Source organism: Magnetospirillum sp. SS-4 (assembly GCF_902729425.1).
Taxonomy (GTDB): Bacteria; Pseudomonadota; Alphaproteobacteria; order Rhodospirillales; family Magnetospirillaceae; genus Phaeospirillum.
Genome location: NZ_CACVCH010000001.1, coordinates 66,093 through 87,695, shown reverse-complemented (window position 1 = coordinate 87,695; position 21,603 = coordinate 66,093). Strand labels below are relative to the sequence as shown.

Annotated in this window: 15 protein-coding genes; all 15 read left to right on the top strand. The window is 68.4% G+C overall.

The window, feature by feature from the left end; translation table 11 throughout:
* Positions 1–101 precede the first annotated feature (101 nt).
* Entirely contained in the window at positions 102–1,466 is a 1,365-nt protein-coding gene (locus MTBSS4_RS00385; RefSeq protein WP_254432311.1) for a DUF1329 domain-containing protein, read from the top strand.
* Positions 1,467–1,483: 17 nt separating this feature from the next.
* Positions 1,484–3,172, top strand: coding sequence for a DUF1302 domain-containing protein (locus MTBSS4_RS00380; RefSeq protein WP_173981403.1), 1,689 nt, complete (start codon positions 1,484–1,486; stop codon positions 3,170–3,172).
* A gap of 82 nt (positions 3,173–3,254) precedes the next feature.
* Complete coding sequence (locus MTBSS4_RS00375; protein ID WP_173981402.1) at positions 3,255–5,615, top strand: RND family transporter; 2,361 nt, start codon at positions 3,255–3,257, stop codon at positions 5,613–5,615.
* Between the two features lie 11 nt (positions 5,616–5,626).
* The gene (locus MTBSS4_RS00370) at positions 5,627–6,610 is read left to right on the top strand and encodes a YCF48-related protein (RefSeq protein ID WP_173981401.1); all 984 of its coding nucleotides are present in this window, start codon (positions 5,627–5,629) and stop codon (positions 6,608–6,610) included.
* A gap of 91 nt (positions 6,611–6,701) precedes the next feature.
* Positions 6,702–8,207 (top strand): aldehyde dehydrogenase family protein, encoded by a 1,506-nt coding sequence (locus MTBSS4_RS00365; protein WP_173981400.1) that lies wholly within the window; start codon positions 6,702–6,704, stop codon positions 8,205–8,207.
* 71 nt (positions 8,208–8,278) lie between these two features.
* Positions 8,279–9,838 carry a quinohemoprotein amine dehydrogenase subunit alpha gene (gene peaA, locus MTBSS4_RS00360; protein ID WP_173981399.1) on the top strand — a complete coding sequence of 520 codons (1,560 nt, stop codon included), beginning with the start codon at positions 8,279–8,281 and terminating at the stop codon, positions 9,836–9,838.
* A gap of 14 nt (positions 9,839–9,852) precedes the next feature.
* A complete protein-coding gene (peaB, locus tag MTBSS4_RS00355) occupies positions 9,853–11,280 on the top strand; it encodes a quinohemoprotein amine dehydrogenase maturation protein (protein ID WP_173981398.1) in 1,428 nt (475 codons plus the stop codon).
* Positions 11,277–11,597: a quinohemoprotein amine dehydrogenase subunit gamma gene (gene qhpC, locus MTBSS4_RS00350; protein ID WP_173981397.1), complete on the top strand. Its 321-nt coding sequence runs from the start codon at positions 11,277–11,279 to the stop codon at positions 11,595–11,597. The genes peaB and qhpC overlap by 4 nt, the downstream gene beginning before the upstream one ends.
* Before the next feature lie 14 nt (positions 11,598–11,611).
* The gene (gene peaD / locus MTBSS4_RS00345) at positions 11,612–12,703 is read left to right on the top strand and encodes a quinohemoprotein amine dehydrogenase subunit beta (protein WP_173981396.1); all 1,092 of its coding nucleotides are present in this window, start codon (positions 11,612–11,614) and stop codon (positions 12,701–12,703) included.
* 4 nt (positions 12,704–12,707) lie between these two features.
* The gene (locus tag MTBSS4_RS22675; protein ID WP_173981395.1) at positions 12,708–14,366 is read left to right on the top strand and encodes an ABC transporter ATP-binding protein; all 1,659 of its coding nucleotides are present in this window, start codon (positions 12,708–12,710) and stop codon (positions 14,364–14,366) included.
* Complete coding sequence (locus MTBSS4_RS00335) at positions 14,363–15,067, top strand: S8 family serine peptidase (RefSeq protein WP_173981394.1); 705 nt, start codon at positions 14,363–14,365, stop codon at positions 15,065–15,067. Before MTBSS4_RS22675 ends, MTBSS4_RS00335 begins: the two co-directional genes overlap by 4 nt.
* Positions 15,057–16,982, top strand: coding sequence for a cytochrome c biogenesis protein CcsA (gene ccsA / locus MTBSS4_RS00330; protein WP_173981393.1), 1,926 nt, complete (start codon positions 15,057–15,059; stop codon positions 16,980–16,982). Before MTBSS4_RS00335 ends, ccsA begins: the two co-directional genes overlap by 11 nt.
* Positions 16,979–17,878, top strand: coding sequence for a hypothetical protein (locus tag MTBSS4_RS00325; RefSeq protein ID WP_173981392.1), 900 nt, complete (start codon positions 16,979–16,981; stop codon positions 17,876–17,878). The genes ccsA and MTBSS4_RS00325 overlap by 4 nt, the downstream gene beginning before the upstream one ends.
* Positions 17,856–18,938 (top strand): U32 family peptidase, encoded by a 1,083-nt coding sequence (locus tag MTBSS4_RS00320; protein WP_173981391.1) that lies wholly within the window; start codon positions 17,856–17,858, stop codon positions 18,936–18,938. The genes MTBSS4_RS00325 and MTBSS4_RS00320 overlap by 23 nt, the downstream gene beginning before the upstream one ends.
* Positions 18,935–21,538 carry an FIST N-terminal domain-containing protein gene (locus MTBSS4_RS00315; RefSeq protein WP_173981390.1) on the top strand — a complete coding sequence of 868 codons (2,604 nt, stop codon included), beginning with the start codon at positions 18,935–18,937 and terminating at the stop codon, positions 21,536–21,538. Before MTBSS4_RS00320 ends, MTBSS4_RS00315 begins: the two co-directional genes overlap by 4 nt.
* Positions 21,539–21,603: the final 65 nt, after the last annotated feature.

Genomic DNA, 21,603 nt, shown 5'->3' with positions numbered 1-21,603 from the left:
TTTGTCTTCATTGATGGCCGCGCCTTGCTCGACTGAACCACGCATCGTCCCGTCGTCCGCCGGATGGGGGGCGGACGGCGCGGCCTAACCAGGGAGGTTTCATGCGACTTGCTCATTCCCTCGCTCTCGGTGCTGCGGCGTCTGTGCTGCTCAGCTTCGGGACCATGGCCGGCCCGACATCGGACGAGATCGGGCGACTCGGCAAGGACCTGACGCCGGTCGGCGCCGAAAGGGCCGGCAACAAGGACGGCGCCATACCCGCCTGGACCGGCGGCAATCCGACGCCGCCGGCGGGGTGGAAGGTCGGCGACCCCCGTCCCAATCCCTACAAGGACGAGAAGAAGCTGTTCTCGATCGATGCGACCAACGTCGATCAGTACAAGGACAGGCTGCCCGAGGGACAGGTCCATCTGATCAAGACCAAGCCCGGTTATCGCATGGACATCTATCCCACCCATCGGTCCTGCGCCTATCCCCAGTGGTTCTACGAGCGCACCGCCGCCAAGGCCGGCAAGGCCTCCATCGACGGCGTCTACATCAAGGACGTGGCCGGCGGCACCGTTCCCTTCCCGATCCCGAAAACCGGCATCGAGGCGCTGTGGAATTTCAAGCTGCGCTATGCCGGCGAAGGCAAGATCGAGCACTACACCACGGTGTTCTCCAGCAAGAACGGCAATTTCGGCAGCCTGAAGCAGAGCCAGAACGTCCTGCATCCGCTGTCCGACCCCAAGGTGGAATCGCCCGCCGACGTCGACAGCCTGGAATGGATGATCCTCAATACCGTGGTGTCGCCGCCGGCCCGCAACGGCGAGATGATCCTGGTGCTGAACTACATCGACCGGCCCAGCGGAGACGCATGGCTGTACTTCCCAGGCCAGCGCCGGGTGCGCCGCGCCCCCACCTTCGCCTACGACAACCCGGTTCCCGGCTACGAGAACCTGGAGATGGTCGACCAGTATCCCATGTATGCCGGCTCGCCCGACCGCTACGAATGGAAGCTGGTCGGCAAGCAGGAGATGTTCGTCCCCTACAACAGCTATGAATTCAGGGCGCGCCGCGGCGATCTCCACGACATCTATCTCGGCGATTACACCAACCGCGACCTGGCCCGCTACGAACTCCACCGGGTGTGGAAGGTCGAGGGCACCATCAGGGACGGCATGCGCCACAACGCCTCGAAGCGCGTCTTCTACATCGACGAGGACAGCTGGCAGATGCTGCACGCCGACCTCTACGACGCCCAGGGCAAGCTGTGGCGAATCCAGGAGGGATCGCTGTGGATGGCCTGGGAACTTCCAGCCTGCGTCCAGCAGGAATTCGTCAGCTACGACATCAGCGCCGACCGCTATATCGGCGAGAACGCCACCCAGGATGGTCCCGAGACCGACTGGCTGGCCGCCCGCGAGGGACGGGTCCGCAAGAACCAGTTCGATCCGGGCGAGTTGCGTCGTCAGGGCGAGCGCTGAGCAAGGGGGAATGAACGATGCATAATCCGAACAAGGCCCGTCTGCGGATGGGCGTAGCGGCCGGCGCCATCCTGTCCGGCCTCTGTCTGGCTGGCGAGGCCAGGGCGATCGACTTCACCCTGGGCGAGGTCAAGGGCAGCTTCGACAGCACCTTGTCCATCGGCTTCCAGCAGCGCCTGGAATCGGCCGATTGCCGGGTGGTCAGCCGCGACAACGGCGGCTGCGCCCGGGTGGTGGGCGAGGTGGCGGGCGCCCTGTCCAATCCCGACGTCAACATGCTGAACGCCGACAGCGGCAATCTGAACTACAAGCGGGGCGACATCGTCTCGCTGGCCTACAAGGGAACCCACGATCTGTCGCTGAAGGGGCCGAACGGGTGGAGCGCCCTGGTCCGGGGAACCTGGACCGGCGACGTCATGGCCCCCGATACCCAGCGCACCCCGCTGGAGACCGAGGCCAAGAAGCTGTTCAACCCGCACGCCGAACTGCTGGACGCCTACGTGTCCAAGTCGTTCAGCTGGGCCGGCAACAACGCCAAGGTCAGAATTGGCAATCAGGTGCTGAGCTGGGGCGAGGACATCTTCATCCCCGGCGGCATCAACGTCATCAACGCGCTGGATTTCCGCAAGCTGCACATTCCGGGAACCCAGTTGAAGGAGGTGTTCAAGCCGGCGCCGATGATCTCCATCAGTTCCGGCCTGACCGACAATCTCAGCGCCGAGGCCTACTATCAGGTGATGTGGAACTCGTTCTCCTTCGACCCGGTGGGCAGCTTCTTCTCCACCAGCGACGTGGTCGGTCCCGGCCGCCGGTCCTTCTACCTGCCGGCCTCGGCCGGAGCCGGCGTGATGGGCGACGAAGGCACGCCCGGCGCCAACACCAATCCGGTTCCCGGCCTGTCGTCCAACAATCCGCGCAACGACGGCCAGTTCGGCCTGGCCCTGCGCTATCGGCTCGGCATCTCGGAACTGGGCGCTTACTACATTCGTTATCACGACAAGCTGCCGCAGGTGAGCTTCACCGGCACCGCGCCGATGACACCCACCGGCTTCTACAACGATTACGGCGAGGATCGCGACCTGTTCGGCGTGTCGGGCAATTCCCGCCTGGGACCGGTGGCGGTGGGCGCCGAGCTGTCCTTCCGTCCCCGCGATTCGGTGGCCATCGACCCCACCGTTCCCGCCGCCGGACGCTATGCCATCGGCGCCCATAATCGCGGTTTCGTCGAGGAACGGAAGTGGCAGGGGCATGTCACCGCCAACTATCTGTGGGAGCCCAATACCTGGCTGGGCGACCTTCAGGACAAGCTTGGCGCCAACGACGCCTATATCCTGGTCGAGGCCGCCGGCGCCTACTATCCCGGTCTGGCCACCGATCTCAGCGTTCCCTACCTGTTGCCCAACTACAGTGTTCCTGACCGTTTCTCGTGGGGGTATGTCGCCGAGATCGGCATGGTCTACCCGGAAATATTCGGCAGCGCCGTCAACCTGATTCCCGTCATCGATTTCTATCATGACGTCTCGGGAACCAGTCCGAATGCCTCGCCGTTCATTCAGAACCGCAAGGCTCTCGCCTTCGGCCTGACGTTCAATTACCAGGACAGGACCAAGCTCAACCTCACCTACGCCACCTTCTGGGGCGGCGGCGACAACAACCTGATGCGGGATCGCGATTTCTGGGGCGCGACCCTCTCCACCTCGTTCTGAGCGTGTTTGGCCGCCCCGAATCCTTCCCGCCGGGGCGGCCGCCTTTTTCGATTTGCCAAGATGATGATTTCAGGAGTTCTTCATGCTCAAGAGGGTGGTTGATCGCCTCGGGGCCGTATTCTTCGAGAACAGGGCTGTCGTTCTTGCCGTTCTGACCGTTCTGACCGTCGTCATGGGCTATTTCGGCGCCCAGTTGAAGATGTCGGCGGGGTTCGACAAGCAACTTCCGTCGGGACATGAATATATCCAAACCTTCGAGCGGTATCGCGGCGACCTGTTCGGGGCTAACCGCGTCATCGTCGTGCTGCGTCCCCACCAGGGCGACGTCTGGACCGAGGCGGCGCTGCGGCGCCTGTTCGACGTCACCCAGGCGGTGATGTTCCTGCCCGGCGTCGACCGCCGCACCGTCCAGTCGCTGTGGACGCCAAACACCCGGTCGCTGGAAATCACCGAGGAGGGCTTGCAGGCCGAGGACGTGATCGGCGGCGACGTCACTCCCGACCGGCTGTCGCCGGACCGCATCGCCCGCATCCGGGACAACACGGTGGTCGGCGGCTACATCGGCAGTCTGGTCGCCAGGGACGGCAGCGCCGCCATGGTGGTGGCCGACCTGCTGGAAACCGATCCCGTCACCAAGCGGCCGCTGGATTACCTGGATCTCAACCGCCGCATCGAGACCGAGATCCGCGAGCGTTTCGGAGACGAGCGCTTTCAGGTCCAGATCATCGGCTTCGTCAAGCAGATCGGCGACATCGCCGACAGCGCCACCAGCGTGCTGGAATTCTTCGCCCTGGCCTTCGTGCTGACCATCGCCGCCGTCTACTGGTACACCCGGTCCAAGCGGATGACCTTCCTGCCGCTGGTCTGCTCGCTGGTTTCGCTGGTCTGGCAGTTCGGGACCCTCACCCTGCTCGGCTACGGCCTCGACCCGCTGGCGATCCTGGTTCCCTTCCTGGTGTTCGCCATCGGCGTCTCGCACGGGGTGCAGCAGGTCAACGCCATCGCCAAGGAAGTGGCCATGGGGGTCGACGGCTATACCGCCGCCAGGACCAGTTTCACCAGCCTGCTGATTCCCGGCACCCTGGCCCTGGTCACCGCCTTTGTCGGTTTCGCCACCCTGACCCTCATTCCCATTCCCATGATCCGCGAACTGGGCATCACCGCCTCGATCGGCGTCGCCTACAAGATCGTCACCAACCTGGTGATGCTGCCGGTGGTGGCCAGTTGCTTCTCGTTCCCGCCGGCCTATACCGAGAAGGTGGAACGTCTGCGCCGCGACCGCGAGCGCTGGATGTCCGTCCTGGCGCGGGTGGCGGAACGCCATTACGCCTGGCCGATCGCCATCGGCGGCCTGCTGCTGATGGGGCTGGCCACCTGGCAGAGTCAGGACCGCCAACTGGGCCACGTCACCGCGGGCGTGCCGGAATTGCGGGCGGATTCGCGCTACAACCTGGATGCCGCCAGCATCGCCGACAATTTCGACATCGGCCTCGACGTCCTGACGGTGGTGTTCGAGACTCCCAAGGATTCGTGCGGCAACCATGCGGTGATGAGCCTGATCGACCGGTTCGGCTGGGAAATCGCCAACCAGCCGGACGTGATCTCGGTGCTGGCCCTGCCCAACGTGGTCAAGGTCGCCAATTCCGGCCTGAACGAAGGCCACCCCAAGCGTGCGGCCCTGCCCTACGAACCCCAGGCGCTGACCAGCACCATGGGCTTCGCCCCCGACAATGCCGGCCTGTTCAATCAGGACTGCACCGTTCTGGCGTCCAACATCTATCTGTCCGACCACAAGGCGGAAACCATCAAGCGGGTGGTGGCGGCGGTCAAGGCGTTCAGGACCGCCCATCCCATGGAGGGCGTCACCGTGCGCCTGGCCAGCGGCAACGCCGGCATCCAGGGCGCCATCAACGAGGTGCTGGAGATCACCGAGCTGCCGATGATGCTGTGGGTCTACGCCACCATCGTCGCCCTGGTGTTCATCACCTACCGCGACTGGCGCGCCACCGTCGCCTGCTGCGTGCCGCTGACGCTGTCCAGCTTCCTCGGCTACTGGTTCATGAAGGAGCTGTCCATCGGCCTGACCGTCGCCACCTTGCCGGTGATGGTGCTGGCGGTGGGTATCGGCGTCGACTACGCCTTCTACATCTACAACCGCCTTCAGTTCCATCTGGCCCACGGAATCGAGATCGTCGACGCCTTCAAGAAATCGCTGATGGAGGTCGGCGTCGCCACCATCTTCACCGCGCTGACCCTGTCCATCGGCATCGCCACATGGTCGTTCTCGGCGCTGAAGTTCCAGGCGGACATGGGCCTGCTGCTGACCTTCATGTTCATGATCAACATGCTGATGGCCATCACCCTTCTGCCCGCCCTGGCGGTGGTGATCGACACCCTGGTGCCGCGCACCGGTCCGATCCGCGCCCCCCTGGTTTCCCACTGACGGAGATGGACATGAGAGTCCCCACCCTTCTCGCGTTCATCCTCGTCGGCCTGATCCCGTCGCTGCCGACCCCCTCCATCGCCGATGACGGGACCAGGCCACCCATTCTGCGTCCCGCCCATCGCGGTCCGATGGCGCTGCACGCCCCCATGACCGAGATCGCCAGGGCCGCCCGCCGGCTGGTCGCCGTCGGCGATTACGGCATCGTCCTGCTGTCGGACGACGACGGCAAATCCTGGCGCCAGGCCCGCGACGTGCCGGCTGATTCCATGCTGACCTCGGTCGTCTTCACCGGGCCGGAGCAGGGATGGGCGGTGGGACATGGCGGCCTGATCCTTTCGACAGTCAATGGCGGCGAGAGCTGGAAGCCGGCGTATCGCGCGTCCGCCGACACCGTCTTGATGTCGGTGGCGTTCGACAAGGCCGGACGGGGCCTTGCCGTCGGGGCCTATGGAACCGCCCTCAGGACCACCAACGGCGGCGTCGACTGGCAGCCGGTCGTGCCGGGGCGGGGCGAGGACGCCGACCGGCATCTCAACCATGTCGTGGTGACGCCGTCAGGCGCCTTCGTGGTAGCGGCCGAGACCGGCGCCCTGTTCCGCTCGGAAGACGGCGGATCGTCGTGGTCGGTCATCACCCTGCCCATCAAGGGGTCGCTGTGGTCGGTGCTGGTGCTGGCCGACCGGTCCCTGCTGGCTACGGCCATGGGCGGGCGGCTGTTCCATTCCACCGACGACGGACGCTCCTGGACCGCGCTGGCGTCCCCGACCACCCAGGCGCTTGGCGGCGCCGCCCAACTTGAGGATGGGCGCGTGGTGGTGGTCGGACTGGCGGGAACGGTGCTGACCAGCGGCCCCGCCGGTCTTGAGTTCAGCGCCGCCACCAGGCCGGACCGCCTCGCCATCTCGTCCGTCCTGACCGTGGGCGCCAACGCGGTGCTGCTGGCCGGCAACAGCGGCATCACCCGCATGGAGGTGAATCGTCCCCAGCCGTAACCACAAGAGGTTATCGCGCATTTCTGGCGCGATTGGTCTAATGCATCCACGTTGATCTACCCAGTCTAAAACTAACCAAAAGGTGGCAGTCATGACAGCTGACAATATCCTCGGCTCCATTCGCCAGGACACCCGGGACTTCCTCGCAAAGCCGCTGAAGCTGCTGATCGGCGGCCGCTGGGTCGATGCCGTTTCCGGCAAGACCTTTCCGGTCTACGACCCCGGCACCGGCCGTCAGATCGCCTCGGTGGCCGAGGCCGACGCGGCCGACGTGGACCGCGCCGTCGCCGCCGCCCGCGCCGCCTTCGAGAGCAAGGCGTGGCGCGACATGAAGGCCTGCGACCGCGAGCGCCTGCTGCACCGCCTCGCCGACCTGATCGAGGCCAACGCCGACCAGCTGGCCGAGCTTGAATCGCTGGACAACGGCAAGTCGGTGATGATGGCGCGTCACCTCGACATCGTGGCGGCGGTGGACTTCATCCGCTACATGGCCGGCTGGCCGACCAAGAACGAGGGCGCCACCATTCCGGTGTCGATGCCCTATGTGCCGGACGGCAAGTTCTTCGCCTACACCCAGCGCGAGCCGGTGGGCGTGGTCGGCCAGATCATCCCGTGGAACTTTCCGCTGCTGATGGCGGCGTGGAAGCTGGCGCCGGCCCTGGCGGCCGGCTGCGCCACCATCTTGAAGCCGGCCGAGCAGACGCCGGTCACGGCGCTGCGCATCGGCGAACTGATCCTGGAGGCGGGCTTCCCCGAGGGCGTGGTCAACATCCTGCCCGGCTACGGCCACACCGCCGGCGCCGCCATCGCCGCCCATGCCGGCATCGACAAGGTCGCCTTCACCGGCTCGACCGAGGTCGGGCGCCTGATCACCCAGGCGGCCATGGGCAACCTGAAGAAGGTGACCCTGGAACTGGGCGGCAAGTCGCCGGCCATCGTGCTGGACGACGCCGATCTCGACATCGCCATTCCCGGCGCCGCCATGGCGATCTTCTTCAACCAGGGTCAGGTCTGCGCCGCCGGATCGCGGCTGTACGTCCACAAGTCGATCTTCGACAAGGTGATCGACGGCGTCGCCGGCGCCGCCAAGCAGTTCTCCATCGGCCACGGCCTGTCGCCCACCACCCAGATGGGACCGCTGGTGTCGGAGGAACAGGTCAAGCGGGTGTGCGGCTATATCGACGGCGGTCTGGCCGACGGCGCCAAGGCCGTGGTCGGCGGCCGCCGCCTGGACCAGCCCGGCTATTTCGTCGAGCCCACCGTCCTGGTCAATACCCAGCCGAGCATGAAGGTGGTGCAGGAGGAGATCTTCGGCCCGGTGGTGGTCGCCATGCCCTATTCCGACCTGGACGAGGTGGTCGCAGCCGCCAACAACAGCATCTACGGCCTCGCCGCCAGCATCTGGACCCGCGACGTCTCCAAGGTGCATCGTATCGCTCCGGCCCTGAAGGCCGGTACGGTATGGGTCAATTGCCATGGCCTGGTCGACGCGGCGATGCCGTTCGGCGGCTACAAGCAGTCGGGCTGGGGACGCGAACTGGGCAAGGCCGCCATCGACGGCTATACCGAAACCAAGTCGGTTTGCCTGGCGTATTGAGAGTAGATACGGACGGCGGTGCGGCCGATATCCGCGCCGCCGCTTCCGCCGAAGGTTTCCGGAGGTCGAGCATGAAGTACACGTCCTGGCGTTTCCTCGCGGCGATGGTCGCCGTTCTGACCTTGTCCGGTCTGGCGTCGGCCCGGCAGGCCGAGGCCAGGGAGCCATCGGCGGAGGCTCTGCTCAATGCCAAGTGCTCGGCCTGCCATCCCCGCACCCGGTCGGGGGGGCTGTTCCGCGTCGACGAGCAGCGCAAGTCGCCCGAGGGCTGGGCCATGACTGTCCGCCGCATGCGCGAATGGCATGGCCTGATCGTCAGCGAGGCCGAGGAACAGGTACTGGTCAAGCATCTCGCCGACCGCCAGGGGCTGGCGCCGTCCGAAAGCGCTCCGTTCCGTTACGGGCTGGAGCGCCGTACCTTGGTGGAATCCCCCGACGATCCCGAACTGGCGGTCCTGTGCGCCCGTTGCCATTCCTATGCCCGGGTCGGATTGCAGCGCCGCACCGCCCCGGAATGGCGCCGTCTCGCCCACATGCATCTGGGACAGTGGCCGACCGCCGAGTATCAGGCGATGTCGCGCGACCGCCGCTGGTGGGAAATCATTTCCGGCGAATTGCCCGACAAGCTGGCCGCCAAGTGGGGCTTCGATTCCACCGCCTGGACGGAATGGAAGACGCATCGCGGCCCCGACCTGTCGGGCAGTTGGGCGGTATCGGGGCATCGCCCCGGCAAGGGTGATTTCCATGGGCGCATGGAGGTCAGGCGCGCCGCCGCCGATTCCTACCGCATGACCTACAGCCTGACCTGGGCCGACGGTTCCGCCACCGCCGGCGAGGGCCGCTCGGTGGTCTACACCGGCTACGAATGGCGCGGCGCCACCCGGCTTGGCGACGAGCGGATCAGCGAGGTGTTCCAGGCCTCGGCCGACGGCCGCCGCCTGGAGGGACGCTGGTACCTGGACGACCAGGACGCCGTCGGCGCCGACATGGTGGCGGTGCGCGGCAAGGGGGCGATCGCCGGTCTGTCGCCCGCCGCCGTCAAGGCCGGCGGCTCGGCCCGCATCGTCGTCAGCGGCAAGGATCTGGGCAAGACCGCCATCGCCGGCGACGGCCTCAAGGTCGACAAGGTGATCTCCGCCACCGCCGATTCGCTCACCCTTCAGGTTTCGGCCGATCCTTCGGCCGCCGCCGGCCCGCGAGAGATCGTCATCGGCAAGGCCAAGGCGCGGCTGATGGTCTACGACCGCATCGCCAGCGTGAAGGTCGAGCCCGACACCATGGTCGCCCGCCTGGGCGGCAATGGCGGTCCGGTGCCGCCGGCCCACGCCCAGTTCGACGCGGTGGCCTACACCGCCGGCGGCTTGCGCATCGGGCCGGTTCCGGCCGAATGGAGCGTCGCCAATTTCGACGAGATCGCCGAACACGACCAGGATGCCCGGTTCGGCGGGGTCCTGCGTCCCGATGGCCGCTTCGTTCCCGCCGATGCCGGCCCCAATCCGGCCCGACGCGGCAACAACAACATCGCCAACCTGCTGGTCAAGGCCACGGTGACCGATGGCGGCGCCACCATCGGCGGGACGGCGCACCTGTTCGTGGCGCCCCAGCGCTGGAACGACGCCGAAATCCGCTGAGGAAAGGTCGGGCCATGCTGGATATGAACTGGCGAATGGCGCAAGCCGATGCGCGGCGGATCGAGGTGGACGGCCGGCCGGTGCTGTTCCACGTCCCCACCACCAGCCTGTTTGAACTGGATGGCGTGGCCGACGCGGTGGTGAGGGGGCTGGCGGATGATGGCTGCCTGGACCTGTCAGCCCTGGCCGAAAGTTTTCCGCCGGCCGAGGTGGAGGAAGCCCTGCGCGATCTCGCCGCCCTGAACGTGATCCGCCCCGACGGAACCGCCGCCGCCGTCCGGACCCGGCCGGCCCTACCGGAAAACAGCCTGACCAGTCTGGTGCTGACCCTGACCACCGGCTGCAATCTGGCCTGCACCTATTGCTACAAGGAGGACCTGGCCCGTCCCGGCGCCGCCGGCCATCTGTCGCCGGATCACGCCGAACGGGCGGTGGACCTGCTGATCCGTGAATCCGGGGCGCGCAAGCGGGTCAACCTGACCTTTTTCGGTGGCGAGCCGCTGACGGTGCTTCCCCTCGTCCGCCGCGTCGTCGCCCATGCCGAACGGCGCGGCCGGGAAACGGGCAAGGACTTCGATTTCTCGCTGACCACCAACGCCACCTTGCTGAACGACGACATCATCGATTTCCTGGCGGCCCATCGCTTCGCCCTGACCGTCAGCATGGACGGTCCCGAGGCCATTCATGACCGCAATCGCCGCACCCTGGGCGGCAGCGGCACCCATGCCGTGGTGGCGGAACGGGCCCGGCGCCTGCTGGAACGCTATCGCGTCCGGCCGGTGGGGGCGCGGGTCACCCTGACCGCCGGCATCACCGACGTGGCCGCCATCCACTATCATCTCAAGTACGAGATCGGTTTCGCCGAAATCGGCTTCGCCCCGGTCACCGCCGGCCTGCCCGCCGGCTTCCGTCTGGGCGATTCCGAGACCCGCGAGGTGTTCGACAATCTGAAGGCCCTGGCTCTACAATGGCAGGACGCCGCCCTGGAGGGGCGCGACATCGGCTTTTCCAATATCGGCCAGATGATGACGGCGCTGCACGAAGGGTCCAGCAAGCTGATTCCCTGCGGCGCCGCCGTCGCCCTGCTGGCGGTGGACATCGCCGGCAACCTGACGCTGTGCCACCGCTTCGCCGGCGGCGAGCTGGCGCCGTTCGGGCATGTCGAGACCGGCATCGACCGGGCGGCGGTGGCCGCCTTCGTCGAGCGGGCGCTGGACCGGTCCGAGGGCTTCTGCGGCGATTGCCACGCCCGCCATCTCTGCGCCGGCGGCTGCTATCACGAATCCCATGCCCGCCACGGCGACCTGTTCCGCCCCACCGATCATTACTGCGACCTGATGCGGGAATGGGTGGATCTCGGCATCGCCATCCATGCCCGACTCATGGCGGGAAACCCCACTTTCTTGGCCCGCAGGTCGGGACCGCGAGGGAGCGACACATGAAGCATCTGAAGCCCATCAACCGAAAGGCCGCGCAGGTCGAACAGGGCGCCGAGGCCGGCACGTCAGGCGAGGTCCGGGTCATGCAGGTGGTCAGCGGCTGCACCTCGACCCTGGACCCCGGCTGGGAGGTCGACCCGTTCGGCGGCATCGCCGCCCTGTGCCAGCCGGTGGAGGCCGACCTGTACGGCTGTTCCGATCCGTGCTGGTGGCCGGTCCAGGTGCCCGACACCATCAACACCCATCCGGACTGGAGCGCCGAGGTGCCCTCGGCGCCGCGCGACTGGCGCAAGCTTCAGTCCGTCTACCGCAAGAAGTGAGGGGAAGCCCGACCATGACGTCAAAGTCCTTCGTCGCCGCGCTGCTGGCCCTCGCCGCATTCGCGTTCCAGCCCGCCACCGCGTCGGGCAAGGAATACATCCTGACATCCACCAAGCCCAACACCCTGGTGCTGGTGGACCCCGCCGCCCGCAAGGTGGCGCGCACCTACAAGATCGCCGGACCGGGGGCACCGCTGGGCATCGCGCCGTCGCCGGACGGCCGCATCGCCTATGTGGTCACCAACCACTGGGGCAGCGTGGTCGGCATCGACCTGGACAGCGGCAACGAGGTGTTCCGCGCCGACCTGTCGGACGGCGCCATCCGCGCCCGCAACATGTTCGGCCTGGAGGTCAGCCCCGACGGCAAGGAACTGTTCGTCATGCGCTCGCCGGTGCGCCTCGGCCAGGGCGAGTACGAGGTCCAGGACGTCGGCATCGCCGTCTACAGGACCGACGCCGGGCTGAAGGCCAGGCCGGACCGCATCCTGCCGGTTCCGCGCCGCACCACCGGCCTGTTCATGGCCCCGGCGGGCGACAAGCTCTATGCGGTCAGCTGGGACATCCATACCCTGGATCCCAAGGACGGCAAGGTGCTCAAGGTGGACAAGGTCGCCAATTGGGACCGCCCCAATTACGGCACCCCGGACGTGTTCGGGGTGTGGAACCAGTACGAACAGGCCAAGATGTTCGTGAACCCCTATTTCGTCGCCCGCACCGACGTGGCGCCCACCGATCCGTCGGCGGCCAAGACCGGCCTGCTGACGCTGGATTTCGCCACCGGCAAGGTCACCATGGCCGATTTCGAGGACAGCGCGGCCATCATGTTCTCGTCGGTGGTCAACCCGGTGCGCCGCAACGAGGTGTTCTCGGTCTACAACACCCTGACCAAGACGGATATCGGGACTAACCGTCTGGTCAAGCGGGTGACGCTGCCGCACACCTATTACTGCCTGAACATCTCGGGCGACGGCAAGGAGGTCTATGTGGCCGGCACGGTCAGCGACATCGGCATCTATTCCACCGAGACGCTGGAGCGGATCGGCGAGATCCGCCTGCCCGACGATCACGACATGGGCGGGACCTGGATCAGAATGGTGCAGCGCTGAGCCCATGACCCGCGGTTTCCGCCCCCTGTTCGGACTGCTTCGGCCGCATGTGGGGGCGGTGGTCCTGGTGCTGGGCGCCTCGGCGGCGTCGTCCGCCCTGGCCCTGGCCCAGCCCTGGCTGGCCAAGCACCTGATCGACGACGGCCTGATCGCCCGGCGCATGGACGTGGTCGCCGCCAGTTGCGGCCTGATGCTGGCGGCGGCGGTGCTGTCGCTGGCCATGGGCGCCTTCAACCGCTGGCATTACCTGACCCTGTCCGGGACGGTGCTGTTCCGGTTGCGCGAACGGGTGTTCGGGCATCTTCAGCGCCTGCCGCCGTCGTTCTTCGCCCGACGCCCGACCGGCGACATTCTGTCGCGCATGGACGGCGACGTGGCCGAGGTGCAGCGATTCGTGGTCGATACCGTGCTGGCCTCGGTCAACGCCGTGCTGGTGCTGGTCGGCACCCTGGCGGTGATGGCGGCGCTGTCGCCGGAACTGATGGTGGCGGCCTTCGTGCTGCTGCCGGTGCAGGTCGTGGCGGTGCGCCGCCTGCGCCCGCGCCTGGAAACCCTGACCCGCCGCCTGCGCGAGCGCAGCGCCGAACTGTCGGGTTTCCTGGTGGAAAGCCTGCAATCGGTCAAGCTCGCCCAGGTCGTGGGCAGCCAGCCGCGCGACGCCGCCCGCTTCGCCGCCCTCAACGCCGGCTATCTGGCCGAACTGCGCCGCGCCGAACTGTTTGCGGCGGTGGCCGGCGGCATTCCCGGCCTGCTCAACGGTCTGGCGGCGGCGGCGGTGTTCCTGGCCGGCGGCGCCCTGGTGATGGACGGCTCCCTCACCATCGGCGCCCTGGTGGCCTTCACCGTCTATCTCGGCCGGGCGGCGGGGCCGGTCAATACCCTGCTGGGCCTGATCCTGGCCCAGCGCCGCGCCCGCGTCAGCCTGGAACGGGTGGCCGACCTGCTGGACGAGCCGGTGGCGGTGGTCCCCCCCGCCGACCCGGTGGCGCTGCCCGCCGACGCCAGGGGCGCCGTCCGCTTCGAGGATGTCGGCTTTTCCCATGGCGGCGAGAGGCCGGTGTTCAGCGGCGTCGACGCCACCCTGCCGGCCGGAGTCAAGGTCGGGCTGGTGGGCGCGTCCGGCATCGGCAAGTCGACCCTGATCGACCTGCTGCACCGGCATTACGATCCCCATGCCGGCCGCATCCTGCTGGACGGCATCGACCTGCGCCGGCTCGACCCGGCCGAGCTGCGGCGGCGGGTGGCGGTGGTGGCCCAGGACAGTCCGGTGATGGCCGGCACCATCGCCGCCAATATCCGTCTCGCCCGTCCCGAAGCGTCCGACGACGAGATCGGGCGGGCGGCGGAATTGGCCGAGATCGGCCATCTGGGGCTGGAAACGCCGGTGGGCGAGCGCGGCCTCGCCCTGTCGGGCGGCGAGCGCCAGCGCCTCGCCCTCGCCCGGGCCCTGTTGCAGGACCCGCTGGTGCTGGTGCTGGACGAGGCGGTCTCGGCGGTGGATGCGGATTCGGCCCGGCGCATCGCCGCTTCCGTCGATGCCCTGTTCGCCGGCCGCACCCGCATCGTCATCTCGCACCATGCCGATATCCTGGATGGGGCGGCGCTGGTGCTGGAATTGACCTCGGCCGGCCTGATCCGCCGTCCGACGGAGTCGGCGGCATGATCCGGCGGGTGATCATCGGCCTGCTGGACACCGGCCTGTCGGGGCATCTGGCCGGCCGGACCCTGCTGTCGCGGCGGTTCTGGCTGGACCGGCTGGGCCGGGTCGCCGAGGGACCCGCCCGCCCCGACCTGATGGGGCACGGCACCGCCCTGGCCGAACTGATCGCCGAGCGCAACCAATCGGCCAAGCTGCTGAACGCCCAGGTGTTCGATACCGAGGGCGTGTCGGCCCCGGTGACCATCGCCGCCGGGCTGCGCTGGCTGGTGGAGAACGGCGCCCGTATCGTCAACATGAGCTTCGGCCTGAGAGAGGATCGCCGCATCCTGGCCGAGGCCTGCGACGAGGCCGTCCGCCGGGGCGTGCTGCTGGTGGCCTCGGTTCCGGCCATGGGCGAGATGGTCTATCCCGCCGCCTATCCCGGCATCGTCCGGGTCACCGGCGACGGGCGCTGCCAGAGTGACGAGATATCGCTGATGGAGGACGGGCGGGTCCGGTTCGGCGCCAGCCCCCGGCTGATCATGCCGGCGGGACGGCCGCATCCGGTCATGGCCGGGGCCAGCGTCGCCACCGCCCGCGTCACCATGCGCCTGACCCGCCTGCTGACCGAATTTCCCGATGCCGGCAACGACGACCTGCTGGCCTGCCTGACACGATCGGCCGCCCATCTGGGACCGCAGCGGGAGCATCTTCATGCGAGCTGAGTCCGGCCGGCCGGCGCTTGCCTGGACCGCCCTCGCCCTGGCGGTTCCGCTCAGCGGCGCCGCCATGCTGCTGGCGGTCCAGTTCCTGACCGGCGACATCGGCAACGCCCTGGTGTTCCGCCATGCCGCCCATGGGCAGCCGTGGCCGCTGCGGCTGGCCGGATTATGGGCCAGCGATCAGGGAACGTTGCTGCTGCTGGCGCTGCTGCTGTCCTGGGCCGGCGTATCCTGGTGCCGCCGCGACGGCTGGGCCGGCCCCGGCGCGCTGCTGCTGGCGCTGTGCCTCGCCCTGGGGGCGGTGGCGTGGAACCCGTTCGAAGCCACCCCGGCCGAGGCGCTGGTCGGCCCGGCGCCCCGCCACAATTCCCATCTCGCCAACCCGTGGATGCTGATTCATCCGCCGCTGACCCTGGCCGCCCTGGCGCTGCTGCTGGCGCCGGCCGGCGCCGCCCTGGAGGCGCTGTTCCGCCCGGACGCCCGGTCCTGGAGCCCGCTGGATGGCGGCGGTTCTCGCATCGCCTGGATCGTGCTGAGCGCCAGCCTCGCCTCCGGCATGTGGTGGGCCTATCAGGACGTCTCGTTCGGCCAGTTCTGGCATTGGGACCCGGTCCAGACCGCCATCTTCGCGGTATGGCTGGTGCTGACCGCCCAGCTTCACGCTGCCCCGGCCCATGGACGCTTCGTCCTGGCCCGGCCGCTGCTGGCGCTGGCGGCCGCCATCCTGGCCCTGGTGGCCATGACGGTGGTGCGGCTGCCCCAACTGGCGTCGTCGCACCGCTATGTGGGCGACACCTCGGCGCCGCTGCTGGCGGGGATGGCCCTGGTCCTGACGCTGGCCGGCGTCGCCGCCCTGATCCGCCGCCCCGCCACCCCGGCCGGGCGGCGCGACATGCTGGACGCCGCCATCGTCCTAATGCTGCTGTGCGCCGCCATCGCCCTGGCCCATCTTGGCCACGCCCTGCTGGCGGAAGCGTCGCGCCTGCCCCGGCCGGACCGGTTGAAGCCGTTCCTTGACATGCTGCTGCGCTGGGCGACGCCCGCCGAGGCGGAGGAATTGCGCCGGGCCTTCGCCCGGTGGGAACCCGATCCGGTGGCCATCAACGCCTGGCTGCTGCCGCCGGCCATCGCCCTGTTCCTGGCCGGCGGCCATGTCCTGCTGCCCTGGGGGCAGCGTCGCGCCGCGTCCCTGACGGCCCTGGCGGCGGTGGCGCTGACCGTGATCCTCGATCCGGTGTCGGGGGCGTTCGAGGGCGGCGGCTCGACCGCCGCCGGCACCTTGGACCAATTGGACCATATCGGCGGATTGTGGGCGGCTCTGGCCTATTTCGGCCTCGCTTCGCTGGTCCGGCTGGCGACCGCCCTCCGGGAAGGCGAGGCGAGACCGGCCCTGGTCGGCGGCCTGCACCTGGGGCTCGCGGTGGCACTGGCCTCGTTCCTGGCCGCGACGGTATTCGATCGGGTGGCGCAGCAAAGCTTCCGCTGGCCCGATCAGGCGGGCGCGCCGTTGCGCCTGCCCGACGGCCAGAGCATCGCCGTCTCGCCGGACGATGCCGGCCTTCGGGTGACGTGGCGGCTGGATCGCGACGGCGTCGAGATCGAGCGGAGCGAGGGCGCCATCCACATCCTGGACCCGGCGCCGGTTCCGGCCGGCCTGAAGGGAGCCCAGCGCCTGGCCTGCGAGATTCTGGATTACCGCTATGCCCGGCAGGTTTCCGCCACCCGCGCCGTCGATCCGTTCATCCATCGCGGCCTGTGGCGGGACGTGCAGGTGTGGATTCCCGCCGTGGACGACACTTTGTCCACCGGTCTGCCGGTGGTGGTGAGAACATTCCCGCTGGTGTCGTGGTTGTGGGGCGGGCTCGGGCTCGCCCTGCTGTCGGCGGCGGGGCTGGCGTTGCAAGGGAGGCCGAGATGACCGAGATCGCCCTGACCCTGGTTCAGGCCCGGCTGCTGGACGGTCTGCTGGCCGGTGGGGCTCCCACCGTGGCGGAATGCGCTGCCCGGTTGGGCTGGCCGGCGGTGCCGTTGCCCGAGGGCGTCGCCGGCCTTCCGGTGACGCGCTTTCACCTGGGCTCGGAGTTCTGCGAGACCCTGCTGCCCACCGAGATCCAGCTTCGTCAGGCCGTCGCCGCCGTCGGGGCGGCGGGGCTGGGTGTCGCCCTGGCGACGCCGGTGCTGTCGGTGGCGGGGATGGAGGCGCTGGCCGGCCTGCTGCCTCACCTGCCGCCGGGAACCGAGGTGATCGCCAACGACTGGGGCTGTGTCGGGTTGCTGCGGGAATCGCGGCCCGACCTCGTTCCGGTGGCCGGCCGGCTACTGTGCAAGATGGTCAAGGACCCGCGCCTGCCCTCGGCCGAGTGGACCCGGCTTTATCCCCACGGCATCCATTCCGGCCCGTTCGGGGCGGTGCTGGCCCGCATGGGCGTCGAACGCATCGAGATGGACGCGCCGCCCTTCGCCCGCATGGAGGATTTCCGTTCCGGCCGGGTCCGCGTCTCGGTCCACGCGCCCTACGGCTTCTCCGTCAAGGGCCGCGCCTGCCGCATCGGCTCGCTGTCGGCCGAGCCCGGGGACAAGTTCGTCAGCGGCCAGGAATGCCGGCGGGAATGCCTGATCTACGTGGGCACCCTGTCGCGGGGCGAGGCGGGCGACGGAGACGGAACCGATCTCGTCACCTACCAGCGCGGCAATACCCTGTTCTACCGGCATTCCCCGGCCATGACCGCGGCCGTGGACGCCGCCATGGCAAAGGGCTGGATCGACCGCCTGATCCTCAACGGAGACTGGAATGAAAATCGTCGCGCCCATTAGCCGGGTCGAGGAGGCGGCGCCGATGGCGGCGGCGGGAGCCGGCGAGATCTATTGCGGCATCGTGCCCGCCGACTGGACCGACCGCTTCCGCAGCGCCGGCGTCAACCGGCGCGCCTTCGGCAACCTGACCCGCTACGAGGACCTGGCCGAGGTCGTGGACATCGCCTCCGGTCACGGCGCCACGGTGTCGCTGGTGATGAACGCCCAGCATTACGCCGACGAGCAGGTCGACGTCTTGCTGGACCTGGCCGGACGGTTCGCCGAAATGGGCGGTCACGCCCTGATCGTCGGCGATATCGGGTTGCTGGCCCGGCTGGGCGAGCGGGACCTGCCGGTCCGGCTGCACGCCAGTTCGCTGCTGGCGGCCCGCAACGCCGAGGCCGCCGCCCTGCTGGGCCGGTTGGGGGCGAGGCGGATCGTGCTGCCCCGCGACGTCACCCTGGACGAGATCGCCGCCATGGCCGCCCGGCGGCCGGACCTGGAGTTCGAGGCCTTCGTCCTGAACGACGGCTGCGTGTTCGAGGAGGGCAACTGCCACACCATCCACCTGCCGGGCCGGCTGGGCGGTCCGATCTGCCTGGACCGCTACGCCACCGGCTATTCCCGCGTCGACGGCCGCGCCCTGGACGACGCCGAGGCAAAAGCCCTGGCCGCCAACGACGAATGCCATGATCGCTGGTTGTGGTACCGCTTCGGCTGCGGCTTCTCGCAGACACCCGAAGGCCTGCCGTTCGGCCCCTGCGGCCTGTGCGCCCTGCCCGACATGGCCGCCGCCGGGCTGGCGGCGGTCAAGATCGCCGGCCGCGAGGGGCCGCTGGAGCGCAAGCTGGCCAGCGTCCGCATGGTGCGCGCCACCTTGGACCGGCTGGAGGCCACCGGCCGGGCGGACGCGGTGGCCGCCTTCGCCCAGGGCCTGCGCCGGCGTCCTGATCTCTGCGCCAGCGGCTATATGTGCTATTACCGGGAAGTCCTCGACCGCCCCGCCCCTCCACCCCAAGATCGCGCCGGGGACGATTGCGTTTCCGCCGCCGCCGATCCTACACTCCCGAGGGCGATGTGAGCCGGCGCCCGTCCGGGCGGCGGTTCCGTCCGGCCAAAGGCTCCGGCAAGGCGGTGTCGGCTTCGATGATCCAGCAGGCGGTATCCACCCGGTCCGATCCCCTGGAGGCGGTGCGCGAGCTTCATGCCGCCATCGCGCGGCAGCCGCTCGGCCTCGCCGTGGTGTTCTGCTCCAAGCGCTACGACAAGGACGCGCTGGAGCAGGCGTTCCAGGAGGTGTTCGGCGATGACGCGCCGCTGGTGGGCTGCACCACCGCCGGCGAGGTGTCGATGCTGGGCTATACCGACGGCACCATGACCGGGCTGGGGCTGGCGGCCGAGGCCTGCGTCGCGGTGTCGGACTTCATTCCCGAGATTTCCGGCTTCAAGCCGGCCCAGGGCCGCGCCGTGGTGGCGTCGCTGCTGGAGGAACTGCGGCGGCAGGGAATCGAGCCGACGCCGCATGACACCTTCGGCCTGCTGATGATCGACGGCATGCGCTTCGTCGAGGAGCAGGTGATCAGCACCCTGAACGCCGCCCTCAACGGCCTGCCGCTGTTCGGCGGATCGGCCGGCGACGACATGGCCTTTTCCGATCCCCAGGTGCTGTTTCGCGGGCGTTTCCATTCCGACGCGGCCATTTTGACCCTGGTCCACACCCGCCTGCCGTTCAAGGTGTTCTCGTCGCAGCATTTCGTCGGCAGCGGCGAGCAGGCCATCGTCACCGGCGCCGATCCCGACCGCCGCATCATCACCGAACTGAACGGCGAGAGCGCGGCGCTGGAATACGCCCGCCTGCTGGGCCGCGACATCGAGGAACTGCGGACCCAGGACATTCCGCTGGCGCCGCTGGTGGTGCGCATCGGCGGCGCCTGGTACGCCCGCAGCCCCGAGCGGATCAACGACGACAACAGCCTGCAACTGGCCTGCGCCATCGACGAGGGGGTGCCGCTCAGCATCGGCCGCAACACCGGCATGATTCCCAATCTGCAAAAGACGTTCGAGACCATCCACGCCGCCATCGGCGAACCGGTGGCGGTTCTGGGATTCGATTGCGTGGTGCGGCGGGTCGAGGCGTTCGCCACCGGTCTTCAGGCCGATGCCGCCCGGCTGTTCGCCGCCAACCGGGTGATCGGCTGTTCCGCCTATGGCGAGCAGATCAACGGCATGCACCTCAATCATACCCTGACCGGGGTCGCCTTCGGCCGGCCGGTGGGCGTCCGGGCGCCGGCTCCCGCCTGCGCTCCGGCGACGCCCGCCGACGGCAGCGAGGTCACCAGGCTGGAGAGCGAGAACGCCAAGCTGCGCAAGACGGTGCGGGTCCTGCTGCAACGCATCGAGCGCAGCATGAACCTGCCCAGCGATACCTTCTCGCTGTTCCAGAACAACGTCCTGCTGGAAACCACCGTCCAGCGCCGCACCGAGGAAATGGCCGAGCTTAACCGCAAGCTCAACCAGGAACTGATCGCGCGGCGCGAGACCGATGCCGCCCTGACCGCCGCCAAGGCCGAGGCCGAGCGGGCCAATCTCAGCAAGACCAAGTTCCTGGCCTCGGTCAGCCATGACCTGCAACAGCCGCTCAACGCGGCGCGGCTGCTGCTGGGCGCCCTGATGGAAGAGGATCTGTCCTCGGCCGGGCGCTCGCTGCTGGGGCGCATCGAGGGCGCCCTGGAGGCGGCGGAGGAGATGCTGGCCGATTTCCTGGACGTGGCCAAGCTGGAATCGGGCGGCGTCACCGCCCATTCCTCTCATTTTCCCATCGCCCAGCTTCTGTCGCAGCTGGAGGCGGAATACACCCCGCAGGCCCGGCGCAAGGGACTGGTCCTCACCATCGTCCAAAGTTCGGCGATGCTGTATTCCGACAAGGGGCTGCTGCAACGCATCTTGCGCAACCTGCTGGCCAACGCCGTCCGCTACACCAAGCGCGGACGCATCCTGGTGGGCTGCCGTCGCGGGGCGGGGGGGCTGCTGGTCGAGGTCCACGACACCGGCATCGGCATTCCGGCGGACCGGCTGCAAGAGGTGTTCCAGCCCTATCTGCGCATCGACAGCGGCGATCCCAGCGCCACCCGGGGGTCGGGGCTGGGGCTGACCATCGCCAAGAACATCGCCGACATCCTGGGGCTGACCCTTGCCGTCCGTTCGGTCGAGGGGGCGGGGTCGACCTTCACCATAGGCATTCCCATGGCCGCCAACGCCATCCTGCCCGAGCCGCTTCCGCCGCGAACCGGCACCGCCGCCGCCCTGGCCGGGCGGCGCATCCTGGTTCTCGACGACGACGACGCCTCGCGCGAGGCGCTGGCCGCCGCCCTCGGCGGCTGGGGCTGCGAGGTGTCCGCCGCCGCCACGGTCGAGCAAGCCGCCGCCTCGGTCCGGCTTCGGCCCGACCTGCTGATCATGGACTATCACCTGGACAATTCCGTCACCGCCCTGGACGCCCTGGACATCCTGCGCGTCCACATGGATGCCGCCAAGCCGGTGCTGGTCATCTCCGCCGACCGCTCCGCCGCCGTCGACGAGCAGGTCAGGCGGCGCGGCCTCGAATTCCTGTCGAAGCCGATCAACCCCGCCCGGCTGCGTTCGCTGGTGACCTATCTGCTGTGCTGTCCGACGGCGTCGTGACAGGCATTGCTGAAAGTCAATAATTACGAATAACCAGCATTGGTTATTTATAAAAATAATTACAA

What these genes read in the sequence shown, in the direction of transcription:
- MTBSS4_RS00385 (WP_254432311.1), top strand. Translation starts at nt 102, where the DNA reads ATGCGACTTGCTCATTCCCTCGCTCTCGGTGCTGCGGCGTCTGTGCTG.
- MTBSS4_RS00380 (WP_173981403.1), top strand. Translation starts at nt 1,484, where the DNA reads ATGCATAATCCGAACAAGGCCCGTCTGCGGATGGGCGTAGCGGCCGGC.
- MTBSS4_RS00375 (WP_173981402.1), top strand. Translation starts at nt 3,255, where the DNA reads ATGCTCAAGAGGGTGGTTGATCGCCTCGGGGCCGTATTCTTCGAGAAC.
- MTBSS4_RS00370 (WP_173981401.1), top strand. Translation starts at nt 5,627, where the DNA reads ATGAGAGTCCCCACCCTTCTCGCGTTCATCCTCGTCGGCCTGATCCCG.
- MTBSS4_RS00365 (WP_173981400.1), top strand. Translation starts at nt 6,702, where the DNA reads ATGACAGCTGACAATATCCTCGGCTCCATTCGCCAGGACACCCGGGAC.
- peaA (WP_173981399.1), top strand. Translation starts at nt 8,279, where the DNA reads ATGAAGTACACGTCCTGGCGTTTCCTCGCGGCGATGGTCGCCGTTCTG.
- peaB (WP_173981398.1), top strand. Translation starts at nt 9,853, where the DNA reads ATGCTGGATATGAACTGGCGAATGGCGCAAGCCGATGCGCGGCGGATC.
- qhpC (WP_173981397.1), top strand. Translation starts at nt 11,277, where the DNA reads ATGAAGCATCTGAAGCCCATCAACCGAAAGGCCGCGCAGGTCGAACAG.
- peaD (WP_173981396.1), top strand. Translation starts at nt 11,612, where the DNA reads ATGACGTCAAAGTCCTTCGTCGCCGCGCTGCTGGCCCTCGCCGCATTC.
- MTBSS4_RS22675 (WP_173981395.1), top strand. Translation starts at nt 12,708, where the DNA reads ATGACCCGCGGTTTCCGCCCCCTGTTCGGACTGCTTCGGCCGCATGTG.
- MTBSS4_RS00335 (WP_173981394.1), top strand. Translation starts at nt 14,363, where the DNA reads ATGATCCGGCGGGTGATCATCGGCCTGCTGGACACCGGCCTGTCGGGG.
- ccsA (WP_173981393.1), top strand. Translation starts at nt 15,057, where the DNA reads ATGCGAGCTGAGTCCGGCCGGCCGGCGCTTGCCTGGACCGCCCTCGCC.
- MTBSS4_RS00325 (WP_173981392.1), top strand. Translation starts at nt 16,979, where the DNA reads ATGACCGAGATCGCCCTGACCCTGGTTCAGGCCCGGCTGCTGGACGGT.
- MTBSS4_RS00320 (WP_173981391.1), top strand. Translation starts at nt 17,856, where the DNA reads ATGAAAATCGTCGCGCCCATTAGCCGGGTCGAGGAGGCGGCGCCGATG.